This window comes from Rudanella lutea DSM 19387 (assembly GCF_000383955.1).
GTDB lineage: Bacteria > Bacteroidota > Bacteroidia > Cytophagales > Spirosomataceae > Rudanella > Rudanella lutea.
Genome location: NZ_KB913013.1, coordinates 3,586,330 through 3,602,384, shown reverse-complemented (window position 1 = coordinate 3,602,384; position 16,055 = coordinate 3,586,330). Strand labels below are relative to the sequence as shown.

Below are 16,055 nucleotides of genomic sequence, written 5' to 3'. Positions count from 1 at the left end.
TTTGTCCAATACGGATGAGCGGCTTAAAAACGGGGACAAACAGTTAAGAAACTATCACCTTGCGCAACCGGCTCAGGTGCCGTTGGGTAATACCCAGGTATGAAGCCACATAGCCCAAGGGCACATGTTGCAGAATACCGGGTTTGTCTCGAATAAACTTACGGTATCGTTCGTCGGCCGATAAAGTGGCCATATCGGTCATCCGCATTTTATCTTCGTAGAGGTGTTTCTGCAAAATCTGAATCGTGTAATCTTTCTGCGTCAGGCTGTCTTTAGCTCCCGCTTCCACATCGTCCCGACTAATACGAAGCAGTTCGCAGTCAGTAATACAATGTAGGCTTTCTGGCGACACCGTCCGATTCATAAAATGAAAGTACGAGGTAAAAAATCGGGGGCCATCATTCAGGTCTGTCGTGATCTCGTTGTTGTCAGTGTCAAGATGGAAGTTCCGCATATACCCCGACACAATGAAGTTATGATACTGAGGGACCTGACCAGCCGACTCGATGATCGTGTCTTTGGGTACAAAAAACGGTTTAAATAACTGCCGAATGCTGGTTTTGTCGGCCTCAGGCAATTCAATTATTTGACCGACATAGTTGTAGAGCGTCTGGTAATAGCGTTCCATACGGGTTGGGTGAGTTGCTCATTTTAACAAACCTTTCCATTTTTCAATCGTTGAAAATAGTACAATTAGGCTATTAACGTTATGAAAAAGGAAGAGGAGAAAACCGTTAAAGTGGAAGACACCCAGATCAACGGGCGTACCCAAGGGCCGCAAGGCACCGACGGTATGGATGCGGATCAGGCGGTGCAGGACAACAAACGAACCGATTTGGTCGACGATTCGGCCAACGGTCTCGATAGCGTGCAGGTCCGGGGCGGTCAGGACGGCCGAAACATCCGGGGTTTTGGTGGCATCGACATGGACGGTAAAAACGGGGTTATCCGCAAGGGCGACACCGACAATAGCACCATGGAGGTAACCGAAGAAGGCGCCAAAAACGCAGCGGCCAGTGTAGCCCAAACCAACACATCGACCGTTGATGTGACCTCGGCCGGTCCCGACGATTACGCGTCGGCCGATACCGTGGGCGTACCCAACGCGCAGGAAGAAGCTCGCAAGGCCGGTGAGTCGACTGATGCTAACGACAGCGACACCAACGCGGCCACTTCACAGGAAAAAGAAAACGATGATATTGCCCGGACGGGCACGTCAACTGACCATCAGCCAGCGTATTGATTCTCCGTTTAGAGTTTTCTGTTTACGGTTTTTAGTTGGCTGGCGCGTTTGCTCCAGCGACAAACCATAGCCGCGGTGGTCAATCTCGGCAAACAGAAGACTCTAAAATGCAAACTGTTGATTATAAACTGTAAAACTCAACGATTATGAGCGTTTCAAGCAATTCACGGAAAGAAAGTACCGACTCGTATGCGTCGCAACAGATGCAGAACGGGGGCGATTTGCCCGGCACGGATCAGCTCCACCGCTTCAACCAGCCCGACAACCGGCAGGTGACGACGGAGCGTATTCAGAGTGATGACACCGATTTCTCGGATGACTTCGCCGAAATCGACGACTCAGTGACCGACGACGAAAGTAGCGTTCGGACACAAACCGATAACTCAGTGACGGGCTACCAGACGGGAGCAGCCTCAATGGGGGGTGATGGATACAACCAAACTCAACCGGCCGGTACGCACGTGGAAGATGCTGACTGGAATACCACAACCGAAGACGACGGTATGGCTCCAACCCGTACCGATGAACCCGACCGGGCGTACGGAAACAGTTAGGATGTTGGCATTTCGTCTATGCATGGCTCCGGTATTTTGATACCGGAGCTATTTTTTTACCCAAGCAACCTTTCAACAGCCTGTACGGGCAACAAATCGCCCGTTTTTACGGCTTGCTCGGCTTGTTGCAGCCGTTCGGACATACCGGGCTGTACGAAGAAGTGGTGCTCCAATCGCTGACGCAGGTACGTACGAAACCAGGTAATCTGCTGTTCCTGCCGCCGTTGTGCCCGAAACCCCTGCTGCTCGCCTTTCTGCTGATGCGCCTGAATCGTGGCCCACACTTCGCCAATGCCTTCGCCCGTCAGGGCCGAGCATGTCAGTACCGGCGGAAACCAGCCCGTGCCCGTGGGCGGGAACAAGTGCAGGGCGTTTTGGTACTCAGCCCGAGCGCGGTTGGCGGCCTGCTGATTGTCGCTGTCGGCTTTGGTGATGGCCAGCGCATCGGCCAGTTCCATAATGCCCCGTTTCATGCCCTGAAGCTCATCGCCCGCACCGGCAAGCATAAGCAACAAAAAGAAATCGACCATGCCGTGAACAAGCGTTTCGGACTGCCCCACCCCAACGGTCTCGATCAGAATGACATCGAACCCAGCCGCTTCGCACAGGAGCATGGTTTCGCGAGTGCGGTGTGCCACTCCACCAAGCGAGTCACCGGCGGGGGTGGGCCGGATGTACGCCTGCGGGTTCATAGAAAGTTGCTCCATCCGGGTTTTATCGCCCAGCAAGCTCCCCCCCGACCGTTGGCTCGTGGGGTCAACGGCCAATACCGCCAGGCGGTGCCCTTTTTCGATCAGATACAGCCCAAACGACTCAATAAATGTGCTCTTGCCCACGCCCGGCACGCCCGTAATGCCCACGCGCACCGAGCGCCCCGTATGCGGGGCTACCGCAGCCAGTACCTCCTGCGCCAGCACCTGATCCGTATCTAACCGGCTCTCGATGAGGGTGATGGCCCGGCTCAGCAGCAAGCGGTCTCCCGACAAAACGCCGTCGATGTACTGTTGGGATGAAAAACGTGGGCGCATGGTTTCAGACGAACTTTCGGCAAAAGTAAGCGTTACGGCTTATGCCACGAATTTTGCCTCTTTGTGGTTATCCCGAAACATGAGCCCGTTACTGACTTCTGCTTATTCGCCCGACACGTTTCGCCAGCAAGGCCACGCCCTGATTGATTTATTGGCCGATTTTTTGGCCGATGCCCAGGCAGGCAACCAACCACCCCTGCACTACCGTGAGCCCGACGACGAACTGGCGTTCTGGCAACGCGATTTTGAGCAACCTACCAACCCCGACCCGGCGGCTGTCTGGAAAAACTTGCTCACCCACTCCATTCAGTTGCATAATCCCCGATTCATGGGCCATCAGGTGTCGGCTCCGCTGCCACTGTCAGCGCTAACGAGTGCCCTTACCAGCCTGCTCAACAACGGACAGGCTGTGTACGAAATGGGTATGGCTGGCAATGCGCTCGAACGCCTGCTAACCCGGTGGCTCGCCGGGCGGCTTGGCCTCGGCCCCGAAGCAGGCGGCCTCATGACCTCAGGCGGCACCTTAGCCAACCTGACTGCCTTGCTGACGGCCCGCGCCCTGAAGGCACCCACCGACGTTTGGGCCGACGGCAGTACCGACCGGCTCGCCATCATGGTGTCAGAAGAAGCCCACTACTACGTCGACCGGGCGGCCCGAATTATGGGCCTCGGTTCGGCGGGCATTATCAAAATCCCGACTAATGACCGATTCCAGATGCAAACCGCCCTGCTGGGGCCGTATCTGAAGCAGGCACAGGCAGATGGTCTGACCGTATTTGCCGTGATTGGTTCGGCCTGCTCCACCTCGACGGGCTCATACGATGCCCTGACAGCCATTGCCGATTTTTGCGAGCAACACAACCTCTGGTTCCATGCCGACGGTGCTCATGGCGCTGTGGCGGCTCTCTCCGATACCTACCGACCGCTGGTGCGGGGTATCGACCGAGCCGACTCGGTGGTGGTCGATTTTCACAAGATGATGATGATGCCCGCTTTAGTGACGGCGGTGCTTTACCGGCGCGATGCCGATGCGTTCCGAACGTTTCAGCAGAAAGCCCAGTACCTCTGGGCCGACGCCAGTAGCCCCGACTGGTTCAATTCGGGCAAGCGAGCCTTTGAATGCACCAAACTCATGATGAGTGCTAAAGTTTACACGGCCTTGAAAACCTATGGTGAGGCCCTTTTCACCGAGTACGTAGAGGCTCAGTACGGCCTGGCGCGTCAGTTTGCAGAGCATATTGCCGGGCAAACGGATTTTGAAATAGCCGTGCAGCCCGAGAGTAACATTGTCTGTTTTCGGTACATTGGGGCAACCGTCTCTCCCGACCGCATCAACGAGCTCAATAGCGCTATTCGGCAGGCCATGCTTACCGATGGGCAATTTTACATCGTACAAACCAGCTTACGCGGGCATACCTGGCTGCGGGTCTCAATCATGAACCCACTGACCACGCTCGACCACCTTAAGCAGCTACTCGACGCGGTACGGCAGTTGGGGATAGGGCTGATCCGCCAGTACGGTATGTAATTATTTCCTAATTTTGAAAAAATTAGGAAATCTTGTGAAACCAGTTGAACCCGCACCTACTTACAAGGGCATACGCGACCTGCTTGTTCGCTTGAGTGAACAAGGCCAATCCGTATTCGCATCCGCGCTAGAAAGCCCAACTATTCAAGAGATTAACAATGAATACTATTACTGGGATAAAGTAAAATACAAAGTACCGGCTTCACTCAAAGGAGTATTGCAGCCAGCCGAGTTTTGGCAAATTGTGAAATACAGCCGTATCCTGAATCAGAAAACACTCAGCGTCGCGGGTCATGTTTTTCATTTTACACAAACCGATGGCTTATACAGCCTGCTTCATGAGTTTGACCTTAATCTCGGAGGCACTTTAGGTGGTCAGACGACATTAGACAAAACCGAACAACATAAATTTTTGATTGGGTCTCTGATGGAAGAATCTATCGCATCCAGTCAAATTGAAGGGGCTGTTACGTCACGCGTGGTAGCCAAAGACATGCTGCGCAAAGGTCGCTCACCACGTAACCTATCAGAGCGAATGATTTTGAATAATTACGAGACCATTAACTACATCGTTACCCAAAAAGATAAATTTCTCACGGCTGAGTCGCTGATGACGATTCATCGGTTGATAACAGCTGATACGCTGGAACACGAAGCCGATTCGGGTCGGCTTCGTACCCACAACGATATTCACGTTGTAGATGCTCTCAATGGCGAAATCATCCATACGCCCCCTTCACACCCTGTTTTACCCGATTTTGTCCAGGCCCTCTGCGAACTGTTTAACGATGAAAACCCACCATTTTTTCTACATCCGGTGGTCAAAGCCAGCATTATCCATTTTCTGATTGGTTACTTCCATCCATTCATCGACGGAAACGGTCGTACAGCCCGTGCCTTATTTTATTGGTACCTGCTTCGGAAAGGCTACTGGCTTACCGAATACCTGTCTATTTCACGGGTCATTATGCAATCCAGAAACCAATATTACCGGGCGTTCCAGTATGTAGAGAATGACAGCAACGATGTTACGTATTTTGTTCATTATCAGACCAACGCCTTAAAAAAAGCGTACAAGGACTTAAAACACTATATAGAGCGTAAAACGGCTGAACGAACCCAACGGGCTTCATTATTACGCCTGGGTGGACTCTCAGAGCGACAAGTTGAAATTTTACAGATTATTCGCGATGAGCCAACTCTTGCGCTGACAGTCAAAGAAATTCAAAATCGTTTTGGCACGTCTAACCAAACGGCTCGAAATGATGTAGAAAAATTAGTAGCCGCCCGCTTTTTGTCGGTTATAAAAATCAACCGAAAGGAACAGCGGTTTGTAAAGAGTGAGCAATTCGACAACCTTCTTAAACCGTAAGCGCCAGTTGAACTGGCGCTTTAGCCAGTAGTATTACGCTGCTTGCGGGGTTGTCGTTATATCTTTGTGCCATGCCCCGTATCTTCATCGACGCCGAACGCCTGCGTGACCCCTACAGTGGTCTGGGGCAATTTTGCCTGCACCTCGGCCACGAACTTACCCTTCAGAACCCTGACCCTGAGCGGTTTCAGCTCACGTTTGGGGTACCCAAAGCCGAAGTCGGCGTGTTTGGCGATACCGTCCGGTACCACCCGGTGTCGTGGCACGACCGGATCTGGCGCTCGGGCGAGTACGACCTCTGGCATAGCCTACACCAGGACGTTTCGATGCTACCGGCATCGGGCAAACGGCTGATTCTGACCATTCACGACCTCAATTTTCTGGAACGAACCGATTACTCGATTCCGAAAAAGGCGGGCAAGCTGATGGCTCTTCAACGGAAAATTGACCGGGCAACGGCCCTGACTACCATCTCGGAATACACAGCCTCGGTGGTGCGCGAGCACCTGAACGTGCCCGAGTCAAAACCGATGCGGGTGATCTACAATGGCGCGGCCGTGAACCCCGACGGCGCGGCCACCAAACCCGCCTTTCTGCCCGCTGAGGTTCCGCCTTATTTTCTGTTTCTGGGCGTGATTCACCCGAAGAAAAACGCCCACGTGCTACTGCCTCTGTTGCAGGCTTTCCCGGACTACCGGCTTATTCTGGCCGGCGACAACACGCACGACTACGCTCTGCACATTCGGCAACAAGCTGTAAAACTGGGGGTCTCGGAGCAGTTGCTCATGCCGGGGCCGGTCAGTCAGGAAGAAAAAGCGTGGCTGTATGGCCATTGCGAAGCCTTCTTGTTTCCGTCGTTGGCCGAGGGGTTTGGTTTGCCCGCTGTAGAAGCGATGGCCTACGGTAAACCCGTTTTCCTGTCGAAGCTCACGAGCCTGCCCGAAGTCGGGGGAATGGACGCGTTCTATTTTGAGTCATTTGAGCCCGACGATCTGGTAAACACCTTCCGTGAGGGCATGATGCAGTACCACGAAGACCCCCTCCGTGCCGATCGGCTACGGTGGCACGCCCGCCGGTTCAGCTGGAAAAAAGCGGCCAAAGCATACTGGGAGCTGTATCAGGAGGTGTAGCCACGCAAAGATGACATCTCTCAAAACGAGATGTCATCTTTGCGGCTATGTTCAGACAATGTCTGTCTATCGGAAATAAAATCCGCTGGGGGCAATCTCGACCCGTACCGAGTCGATCAGACGGGCAGTTGTTGGATTAAACCGCAGTACATATCCGGCCTGCTTGTATGAAGGCGTCACGCCCGCGTAGATAGTCCCGTCGCGGGGGTCAACGCCCAGACCCGAGAATAACCGGTTGATGTACGGAGTATTGGCCGGAATAGACGTATCGTTGATGGAGAAGCTGTACGTTTCGCCTTTCTGTTTGTACCCATCGGCCGGGTCGTAGAATGAGTACACAAACAGGATATTCTGCCGATTAGGGCCAAACGTAATATGGCTGGGACTTTTAGCGGTGCTATTCCCAACACGCATCCGGTTGACAACCGCCTTTGTCTGGGCATTCATCCGAATCATCTCATTGGCCGAATACACCCAAAGCTGCCCGTTGGCATCGAGCCCAATAGGCCGCGGGTTGTTACCCAGCGTAATTTTTTGTTTTACCTCATCGGTAGTCACATCTACCACGTACAGGTCTTTCTCGCCCCCGTCAGAGCCAACCAATACCTCCGAGCCGTTGACAACCAGCCGCTCGGCCCCTTTCGAAACCGTAATCTTCTTGACTACCTTCCGGCTCGCCAGGTCAACTACGGCAATGTAACCGGGATTAGGGTAAAAGTTGGAGAAATCGCCCGTAGCACCCCAGCACGAAATGTATGCCTTGTTAGGAGCCACCTGCACCACATGACGCGGGTTTTCAATGTCGGGAGCCGCCAGCGTTGCCAACGATTTAAACGTACCGACCTCCACAATTTCAACTTTGTCCTGCCCGGCCGTACTGTTATCGACCAGAATAACCCCTTTCCCGTCGACCTCGGTGTAGCCCTGCATACCGCCAATCAGAGAGCGGTTGTTGGCCTGCTGAAAAATGTTGGTACTGGCCGTAACGCTGTTGCGCGGCACAAACGACAGCGTACCGTTATTATCCGTAAAGTTGCCGGAGTTGAGCACGATAACCCCCTGCTCGTACGGCGACGGCTCAGGGTCGGTGGTTTGGCAGGCGGTTACGAAAAGTGCCGACGCCAGCGCCATTGCTATCGGGAAAGCCGCCGTACGTACAGGGCTGGTTTGGAGAGAGTTCCTGTTGAAGGAAGACTGATTCATGATTGTATTCGGATAAGTAAACTCGTTTAAAATACTATTCAGCGTGTATGTAAGACCACATTCAGGGCGTAGTTGCGACCCGGCATGGCATTCTGCTTGACGTTCAGAATTAAGGCGTCAAACAGATTATTCACCTGCCCCTGTACCTGCAACCGAAGCCCCCCTACCCGAACCGGTACCGATACCATCAGGTCGGTGAGCACAATGCCCGGCAGATACTGGGTGTTGTCGAACGTACTATACCGGCGCGATTGCAGTTGGGTCAGCAGCGTGAGCCGCCATTGGCGGTACTGCGTGTAGGCCATTGCTGAGGTGGTATGCACCGGCACGTATGGCAGTTGTTTGCCTACAATGTTCTGGGCATACACGTCGTAGGCCCGTAACTGCGACGACCGGGTGAGGCCGTAACTGAGCCGCCCGCCCACGCGCCATCGGCTTTGGGTGTACGTTGCCGTTGTGGCCAGTTCGAACCCACGGGCCAGCACCTGTTGCAGGTTTTCGACCCGATAGCCCCGGTCGGGGTTCCAGTACGTCCAGTCGTCGATTCGGTTGCGGTACGCTGTTCCATCGACGGTTACGAGCCAGGCCGCCGTCGGCTGCATCCGGGCCGACAGCCCTACTTCGGCGTTCAGCCCGTGTTCGGGCCGGAGGTCGGGGTTGCCGAGGTTTTTCCAGTACCGTTCGTTGAGTGTCGGCACCCGGTAGCTCCGCCCCACCGACGCCCGCGCACTCAGGCGGCTCCGGTCGCGCTGTATCAGCGTATAGTCGATACCCAGAGAGGGAGTCGGGGGCGGGTTAAAGCCCATTACAAACCCTTGCCGGAAGTTGGCCGAAGCCGTTAGCCGTCCGGTTTGGTATCGCGCCAACGCGTACACATCGGCCCGGTTTTCGGTAATCAACTGGCCTCCGTAACCATCCACGCGGGTTCGATAATGCACCACTTCGGCCCCAACACGCACCTGCCAAAGCGACACCCCGCCCCGGCTCACAACCAACTCGCGTTCGAGCCGGGTGAGCAGGCGGTCGGTAAGCGAGTGACTGGGCTTTGAGAAATCGGCCTTGGCGTAGTCGAGTACATCGCGCAACCAACCCGCGCGCACCGTCCAGCGGTCGGCCTCGTACGACGCCAGGAGCCGGTACCCCTGCGTGCGGGTTCGTTCGCGGCCCAGCGTGTCGGCGGGGGCAACAGTCACGGCATAGTCGGTAAGCCACGCATTAATCGACCACTGCCCGTTTCGGCGGTTACGCCAGAAGAAATCCTGCATCAGTCCGCGTTGCCAGGCGTTGGAGGGCTCCATGAAATAGTAGCCCCGCTCGCGGTACGGATACCGGTTGTTGAACTGATGATTGTATAGGGTGGTTTTGCCCGCTATTTGCCCAGCTACGGTAGGCCGACCGGCAAACTGCACCGATGCCTGCATCTGCCGGTTCTGAAAACTGGCCTCCCCGTACCCTACCGACGCCCGCACCCCCGTCTCCGCATAGCGCGGAAGCGACCTGAGCAACAAACTGCCCCCTACAGCGTCGGAGCCGACAACACTGCCCCCCGACCCGTACTGCACCGATACCTGGTCGAACCCCAAAGCGGGCAACCCCGAAAAGTCGGTTTGGCCAGTCATGGGCTGGTTTACGTTGACGCCGTTCCAGAGCACTGCCGTGTGGTTGGGCGAGGTACCCCGAAACGAAACCGTCGAGATTTGGCCCCCACCGTAGTTTTTGAAAACGAGCGGAGTCTGAAACGCCAGCAAATCGCTCAGGTTCTGAAACCGGAACTGCTGCAGGGCCGCCGAGTCGACACGTTCGAGTTTCTGACCGGCCAGAAACCGTTCGGGCGCAGAGGCCCGCACAGTCACCATCGACAGCGATACGGGTTCCTGTTGGCCGAAAACCGACACCGAACCAAATACCAGATGGGCAAGCCAAAGCCTGCCTACACATTGCTTTTGCACAAGATTGTTTTTCCAAACCCTGGCTCTAAACCAGACACAGCATCCCCTGAAGGTAGCCAATGCATTACTCAGAACAGGGTCATGTACGAACGGCTGTGCACCCGCATACGGGCTTACAACCAAACCGGCATCTTTCCTCCGAAAATGCGGCCAATAGTCAATTTGCGGCAGGTCTCCTGGCTTGTTTCCAGATGGCTCGGGCCTTCCCATGCCGCCGAAGCGGCACAGTGGCAAAGCAGGTTAGAACCATCTGCTTCATGAAACTTACAGTTGCGGGGACAGCTCCGGCTTTTCACCGGTATTCCCTATTAAGCCTTGAAAGCCACCGTGAAATGGCATCAGGCACCGTAAACCGGGGGCAAAGATAGAAAAAGGATTCTGGTTTGGTGCTTCCAGGAGACCAATTCAAGCAAGCGGTCAATAGCCGGTTTATTGCCGGGGTGCGTACCACATACCCATCGAATGGTGTACAAGTCCTATTTTTGGCCGTAAAATCGCTACAATATGAACGCACTCTCCACCTTGTGGACACTTCAGCATACGCACGCCTTAGTAACGGGCGGTACCAAGGGCATTGGCGAGGCTGTGGTCCGGCAACTCCTCGACCTCGGCGCGGCCGTTTTTATTGTCGCCCGCGACGCCGACCGGCTAGCCGAACAAGTAGCCGAATACCGGCAGCAAGGCTATACCGTCGACGGCATGGCGGCCGATGTGAGCAAGCCGGGTGTGGCGCAGACCGTGCTCGAAGCCGTAACCCAGCGCTGGGGCAAGCTCGATATACTAGTCAACAACGCCGGCACCAACATCCGGAAAGCCACCGCTGAATACACCCCGGCCGAGTACGATCAGGTGATGAACACCAATCTCCGGTCGGCCTATGAGATGTGCCAGGCTGCTTACCCCTTGCTCAAAGTATCCGGGCGCGGGGCCATTGTCAACATATCATCGGTGTCGGGGCTTACCCATACGAGCAGCGGGTCGCTGTACGGTATGAGCAAAGGGGCTATGAACCAGCTCACACGCAACCTCGCCGTAGAATGGGCACCCGACGGCATTCGGGTCAATGCCGTAGCGCCCTGGTACATTCGGACTCCACTGGCCGGACCGGTGCTCGACAACCCCGAAAAGCTGGGCCGGATTCTGCAACGCACGCCCATGAACCGGGTTGGTGAGCCGCATGAAATAGCCTCAACCGTGGCGTTCCTGTGTATGCCGGCTTCCAGCTACGTAACCGGACAAACACTGGCCGTAGACGGAGGGATTCTGGCCTGGGGATTCTAACCCTTTTGGGTAAGGGGCTGGCTCTGAGCGTGAGATTCGAGCCGTAACGGCCTTACTGAACGTATCACCCCACTGGACGTATGCGTATGGAAACACCCTCGGTTTGTATCATCGGTGCTGGCTCATCGGGCATTGTAGCCGCCAAAACCCTGCACGAGTACGGTATTCGTTTCGATTGTTTCGAGAAAGGATCGGCTATTGGCGGTAACTGGCGGTACAACAATGACAACGGCATGTCGTCGGCGTATCGGTCGTTGCATATCAATACCAACCGCGACATCATGGCCTACTCCGACTACCCGATGCCGCGCGAGTACCCCATGTTTCCGCACCATAGTCAGATTATCCGATACTTCGATAGCTACGTCGATCGGTTCGGAATCCGGCCCTTTATCCAGTTTAAGACCACGGTGGAGCGGGTATGGCCAGCCGACGGGGGCTACTGGGTCCAAACCGAATCGGGCGGGGTGCAGCAGAAACGCCTGTACCAACACGTGATTGTGGCCAACGGGCATCACTGGCATCCGCGCTACCCGACACCGCCATTTCCGGGTACATTCACGGGCGAAACCCTGCACTCGCACGATTACAAAACGCCGGATCAGATCGTGGGCCGCAAGGTGTTGATTGTAGGCATCGGTAATTCGGCCGTCGATATTGCCTGCGAAGCCGCCCGCCAATACAGCGAACCTGTTACGATCTCGACCCGCAGCGGGGCTTACATTCTGCCCAACTGGCTGATGGGCCGGCCGTTCGATTCGCTGGCCAACCCGCTTACATCGCGGTTGCCGCTGGGGCTGCAACGGCTGCTACTCCGGGCATCGCTACTGCTGGCGCGCGGGCGTCAGTCGGCCTATGGGGTACCTGTACCCAACCGCCCCCTCCTGAGCGAGCACCCTACTATTTCACAAGACTTATTGAACTTATGCGGCAGGGGCCTTGTTCGGTTCAAACCCGATATTCGGGCGTTTGCGGGGCATGAGGTGACCTTTACCGATGGCTCCCGCGACAGCTTCGACATGGTCATTTACGCTACGGGGTATCAGGTTTCGTTTCCTTTTTTTGATTCAGATTTTATATCTGCCGGAGACACCAACAACTTACAGCTTTACCACCGGGTTATTCACCCCGACCACCCCGGCTTATATTTTCTGGGCCTGATTCAACCCTTAGGCGCCATCATGCCGCTGGCCGAATTACAGGCCCAATGGATTGCCCGTTTGCTAACCGGACGCTGTACCCTACCCGACCGGGCCGAGATGCTTCGTTCTATTCAAAAACAGGCCGACCGAAACAGCCAACGGTACAAGCCATCGGCACGGCACACATTACAGGTCGACTTTTATCCGTACAAACGGCTACTTGAACGCGCCATGCAAACCCGCTGAGTGCATGGGCCTGCATTAAAATATAGTAAAAGCAGGTTACTAAAACCCGTTTAAACGGAAAACAAAAGCGTGGTAACGAAAAACTTGGCCCGAATAGTATATGAAAAGTTGCCATAAACTAAACCACACGCTAACTTGCCCGATTGAAACGGTAAGTCAAGTTCAGTAATAGTTGCCGCTCAACTATAACTCTTAATCCACAAGTACCGTAACGCAATGATTTCTAAAAAAGCTAAGTATGCCATAAAGGCCTTGAAGGTCTTGACGGAGGAATACGGGAAAGGCCCCGTACTCATTTCTTACATCTCAGCCAAAGAGAATATTCCGAAGAAATTTCTGGAGGCCATTCTGCTCGAACTCCGTAACCACGGGATTCTTCAAAGCCAGAAAGGCAAAGGCGGTGGGTATCTGCTACGGGTTGACCCCGCTCGGGTAAATCTGGCGCAGGTATTACGCGTGATCGATGGCCCCATTGCTCCCACGCCCTGTGTATCGCTGAATTTCTACGTGAAGTGCGACGACTGCGAAGATGAGGTAACGTGTGCGCTCAAACCCATTATGGAGCGCGTTCGGGACGCCAACCTCGGCGTGTACGAAAACACCACGCTGCTCTCGTTCCAGAATCCGTCGATGCTCGAAACAAAGGAGATTCCTATCGGGGGAGCTGCCAACGACCTGACCAACGAGGGTGAAGGAGCCGGCCGACTGACTGCTTAACAGGCAGACAGCCCATACTGAACATTGACAACCGCCCTTTAGAAAGGCATCATTCCAAATAAAAAAACCACGGTTCCGAGACCGTGGTTTTTTGTTTTATCTGCCAGAGTCTTACTGATGCTCTTCGCGTAGCAGATCGTTCACCGTCTTAACGGGGTTGAACGTGATGAGCGGCACTTCCACGAAAATGGTATTCCAGTCGGCCATAGCCCCATTCCAGAGACCGGGCAATTCCTGTGCTTTCAGGTCTTTACCGTCTTTCGACTTCTGCGTGATAAACCCGGTTTTCATATCGCGGTAGCGCGGCAAATCGTACTGTTTGCCATGCCGGTTTTTCAGGCCGCACACCAGATCGACGGGATTGAAGTGGGTAGCCGTGTCGAAAATGGCTTTCTGATCGGCATTGTCCATATCAAACTGCGCCGACTCGACAATCTGCAACGACGATGACCCGTCGGGGTTCATGGCCCAGAATGGTCCACCACCCGGCTCACCCACGTTTTTCACCATGCCACACACCCGGATAGGCCGGTCGAGTTTCCCTTTCAGATACGCAATTTTTTCTTCTTTGGTGTACGTATTGTACGCTTCCGGGTGATTGGTAAACAGGGTCATTTGCAAGAACTCGTCGGCCTCGGCTACGTAGCCATCGCTCACCTCGTCGGCTTCGAGCAGCTCCTGCAGCCGGAACAGCTGCTGTTGCGCATCGATCAGGATCATAGCCAACACCTTTTTGTAGGTAACGGTATCTTCCTTGATATCGTCGGGGACTACGTTATCAATATTTTTGATGAAAACGATCTCCGAGTCGATGTCGTTGAGGTTTTCGATCAACGCGCCATGCCCCGCCGGCCGGAACAGCAGCGAGCCGGGGTCGCCATCGGCATTGCGGAAAGGCTCGTTGTTCAGATCCACCGAGATGGTATCCGTCGACTTTTTCTGCTCCGAGAAGGTCACATCGTAGGCAACGCCCAACCAGGCTTCAAAATCTGGCTTTTCTTCAATAATCAGCTGCTCAAACCGGTCGCGGTGCTCAGGCGACACCGTAAAGTGCAACCGCACCAGGCCGTTTGAGTTGGCATAAGCCGCGCCCTCTACCAGGTGCTCTTCAACCGGCGTGCGGGGGCCGTCGGGGTACTGATGAAATTTGAGCAGGCCTTTGGGCAGGTTGCCATAATTGAGCCCTTCTTCGGTGAGCAGGAAACGCAGAACGGTAGTCGGCTCGGCGGTTTCGATATCATGCTCCCTGGCGGCCATAGCGGCTTTGAGATCTTCGTAAAAAGCAAAGTCTTTGATACGGGCAAAAAACTGCTCGACCGATTTGTCGGTCTTACCGTCGAGGGCCGCAAAAAGCGACTTGAACATACGGGTGGCAGCCCCCGAAGCCGGTACAAACTTCATGAGGGTATAGTTACCGGCTACTTCATCGTACCGACGGGTGTACGTTGGTAACTGCTCTTCATCGACCCGAACAATCCCATCGCCGATGGTAGCGGCCCGGATTACATTCAGGAAGGGAAACCCATCGATAAAATGCTGTATCTGCTGCTCAATTTTTTCTTCACTAATGCCCTGACTGGCAATTTGTACCTTGTCTTGTTCGGTAAACATGGTTTTATAGTATGGTTTCAGGCTTTGCGGGTCTAAACTAAGCCATTTAGACGACTACACGCAAAAAAAAGAGCACAGGGCCCTCAATTACGGCAGTGTCTGACAGTTGGGGCAGTACAGGGTAGTGCGCCCACCCACCTCCGAACGCTCGATCCGGGTCCGGCAACGCGGGCAAAACTTGTGCGCATCCGGGTCGTCGTGGGGAGGGCGGTCGTCCCACTCGCGGGCATGAATCAGAAACGAACTCGGAAAGTGCCGGTACGTAGCCTCGTGCCGAATGGCGGTTTCGAGCACCAGCCGGATAGCCTCATGCAGCGCATTAACCTCAGTATCGGTCAGGGTATGGGCAGGTTTTTCGGGATGTAGCCGGGCCTGATACAGTACCTCGTCGACAATCCAGTTGCCCAGCCCGGCCGTAGTAGCCTGATCCATCAGTACCGGCTTGAGCGGAGCCTTGCGTCGACGCACGCGCCAGCCAAGTTCTTCGGGTGTAATGTCGAGCCCGTCGGGCCCAATTTTCTTTTCGCGCAGAAAGGCATCGACATCCGTAACCAACCCCACCCGTTCGAACTTACGGGGGCACAAAAAGCCCAGATTAAAGCCATTTTCGAACCCAAACACGATCCGCGCAAAACGGGGCCGATCAAGTGAGGAGTGGTAATACGCCAGATCTCCGGTCATGCCGAAGTGCATCCGTACAATAATTTCGGGGTCGTCGGTAAACACAAACAGGTTTTTACCGACCCGGCGGGTGCCAACAAACGAGCGGCCAATGAGCCCCTCGGTCAGGATTGAATAATCGGTGGTCAGGAGTTTTTTATCCTCTACATCAACCGAAGCAACCGGTTGATGTAGCGACGATGCTTCCAGGTATTGTCGTCTAATTTCTACTTCGGGCAGTTCAGGCATATTGTTCGGAAGATTATCCCCTTCTATACAACAATAGTCCTGGGGGTTCGTTCTGAATAGGTCAAACCGACAGGCATAAATTAGCTCTCCGGGAACTAATGTTTACATATAACCCGTTAGCTAACAATACATTACTGATAGC

14 protein-coding genes and 1 riboswitch are annotated in these 16,055 nt (G+C 54.5%); of the genes, 8 read left to right on the top strand and 6 right to left on the bottom strand.

Features of this window, described 5'->3' with window-relative positions; all coding sequences use genetic code 11:
• Nucleotides 1-43 precede the first annotated feature (43 nt).
• Nucleotides 44-628, bottom strand: coding sequence for a Crp/Fnr family transcriptional regulator (locus tag RUDLU_RS0114845; RefSeq protein WP_019989186.1), 585 nt, complete (start codon nucleotides 626-628; stop codon nucleotides 44-46).
• A gap of 81 nt (nucleotides 629-709) precedes the next feature.
• Between RUDLU_RS0114845 and RUDLU_RS0114840 the strand changes: the two genes are divergently transcribed.
• Both RUDLU_RS0114840 and RUDLU_RS0114835 read left to right on the top strand, forming a co-directional pair.
• On the top strand, nucleotides 710-1,243 hold the full coding sequence (locus RUDLU_RS0114840; protein ID WP_019989185.1) for a hypothetical protein: 534 nt from the start codon (nucleotides 710-712) through the stop codon (nucleotides 1,241-1,243).
• A 146-nt stretch (nucleotides 1,244-1,389) separates the two neighbouring features.
• Nucleotides 1,390-1,797, top strand: coding sequence for a hypothetical protein (locus RUDLU_RS0114835; RefSeq protein WP_019989184.1), 408 nt, complete (start codon nucleotides 1,390-1,392; stop codon nucleotides 1,795-1,797).
• 56 nt (nucleotides 1,798-1,853) lie between these two features.
• Here the strand turns inward: RUDLU_RS0114835 and meaB are convergent, their stop codons facing one another.
• Nucleotides 1,854-2,825, bottom strand: a complete 972-nt coding sequence (gene meaB / locus RUDLU_RS0114830; RefSeq protein ID WP_019989183.1) for a methylmalonyl Co-A mutase-associated GTPase MeaB — start codon at nucleotides 2,823-2,825, stop codon at nucleotides 1,854-1,856.
• A 79-nt stretch (nucleotides 2,826-2,904) separates the two neighbouring features.
• Here meaB and RUDLU_RS0114825 point away from each other — a divergent pair, with 79 nt between their 5' ends.
• The 3 genes from RUDLU_RS0114825 to RUDLU_RS0114815 all read left to right on the top strand — a co-directional run bounded on the left by RUDLU_RS0114825 (nucleotide 2,905) and on the right by RUDLU_RS0114815 (nucleotide 6,855).
• Nucleotides 2,905-4,353: a pyridoxal phosphate-dependent decarboxylase family protein gene (locus RUDLU_RS0114825; RefSeq protein ID WP_044130366.1), complete on the top strand. Its 1,449-nt coding sequence runs from the start codon at nucleotides 2,905-2,907 to the stop codon at nucleotides 4,351-4,353.
• Nucleotides 4,354-4,366: 13 nt separating this feature from the next.
• Nucleotides 4,367-5,725: a Fic family protein gene (locus RUDLU_RS0114820; RefSeq protein WP_157580220.1), complete on the top strand. Its 1,359-nt coding sequence runs from the start codon at nucleotides 4,367-4,369 to the stop codon at nucleotides 5,723-5,725.
• A 71-nt stretch (nucleotides 5,726-5,796) separates the two neighbouring features.
• Entirely contained in the window at nucleotides 5,797-6,855 is a 1,059-nt protein-coding gene (locus RUDLU_RS0114815; RefSeq protein WP_019989180.1) for a glycosyltransferase family 4 protein, read from the top strand.
• A 66-nt stretch (nucleotides 6,856-6,921) separates the two neighbouring features.
• On the opposite strand, the gene RUDLU_RS0114810 is transcribed toward RUDLU_RS0114815, so the two are convergent.
• Together RUDLU_RS0114810 and RUDLU_RS0114805 are read right to left on the bottom strand one after the other, a co-directional pair.
• The gene (locus RUDLU_RS0114810; protein ID WP_245581673.1) at nucleotides 6,922-8,058 is read right to left on the bottom strand and encodes a DUF5074 domain-containing protein; all 1,137 of its coding nucleotides are present in this window, start codon (nucleotides 8,056-8,058) and stop codon (nucleotides 6,922-6,924) included.
• A gap of 38 nt (nucleotides 8,059-8,096) precedes the next feature.
• Complete coding sequence (locus tag RUDLU_RS0114805) at nucleotides 8,097-10,007, bottom strand: TonB-dependent receptor (RefSeq protein ID WP_019989178.1); 1,911 nt, start codon at nucleotides 10,005-10,007, stop codon at nucleotides 8,097-8,099.
• Between the two features lie 149 nt (nucleotides 10,008-10,156).
• Nucleotides 10,157-10,352, bottom strand: a riboswitch (cobalamin riboswitch).
• Nucleotides 10,353-10,511: 159 nt separating this feature from the next.
• Between RUDLU_RS0114805 and RUDLU_RS0114800 the strand changes: the two genes are divergently transcribed.
• From RUDLU_RS0114800 to RUDLU_RS0114790, 3 genes are all read left to right on the top strand, one after another.
• Nucleotides 10,512-11,288 carry an SDR family oxidoreductase gene (locus tag RUDLU_RS0114800; protein WP_019989177.1) on the top strand — a complete coding sequence of 259 codons (777 nt, stop codon included), beginning with the start codon at nucleotides 10,512-10,514 and terminating at the stop codon, nucleotides 11,286-11,288.
• An 80-nt stretch (nucleotides 11,289-11,368) separates the two neighbouring features.
• Nucleotides 11,369-12,676 carry a flavin-containing monooxygenase gene (locus tag RUDLU_RS0114795; protein WP_245581672.1) on the top strand — a complete coding sequence of 436 codons (1,308 nt, stop codon included), beginning with the start codon at nucleotides 11,369-11,371 and terminating at the stop codon, nucleotides 12,674-12,676.
• 216 nt (nucleotides 12,677-12,892) lie between these two features.
• A complete protein-coding gene (locus RUDLU_RS0114790) occupies nucleotides 12,893-13,393 on the top strand; it encodes an RrF2 family transcriptional regulator (RefSeq protein ID WP_019989175.1) in 501 nt (166 codons plus the stop codon).
• Nucleotides 13,394-13,504: 111 nt separating this feature from the next.
• Here RUDLU_RS0114790 and RUDLU_RS0114785 read toward each other — a convergent pair whose 3' ends face one another.
• A complete protein-coding gene (locus RUDLU_RS0114785) occupies nucleotides 13,505-15,004 on the bottom strand; it encodes a DUF4301 family protein (RefSeq protein WP_019989174.1) in 1,500 nt (499 codons plus the stop codon).
• Nucleotides 15,005-15,091: 87 nt separating this feature from the next.
• The gene (locus RUDLU_RS0114780) at nucleotides 15,092-15,913 is read right to left on the bottom strand and encodes an Fpg/Nei family DNA glycosylase (protein ID WP_019989173.1); all 822 of its coding nucleotides are present in this window, start codon (nucleotides 15,911-15,913) and stop codon (nucleotides 15,092-15,094) included.
• Between the last annotated feature and the right edge of the window lie 142 nt (nucleotides 15,914-16,055).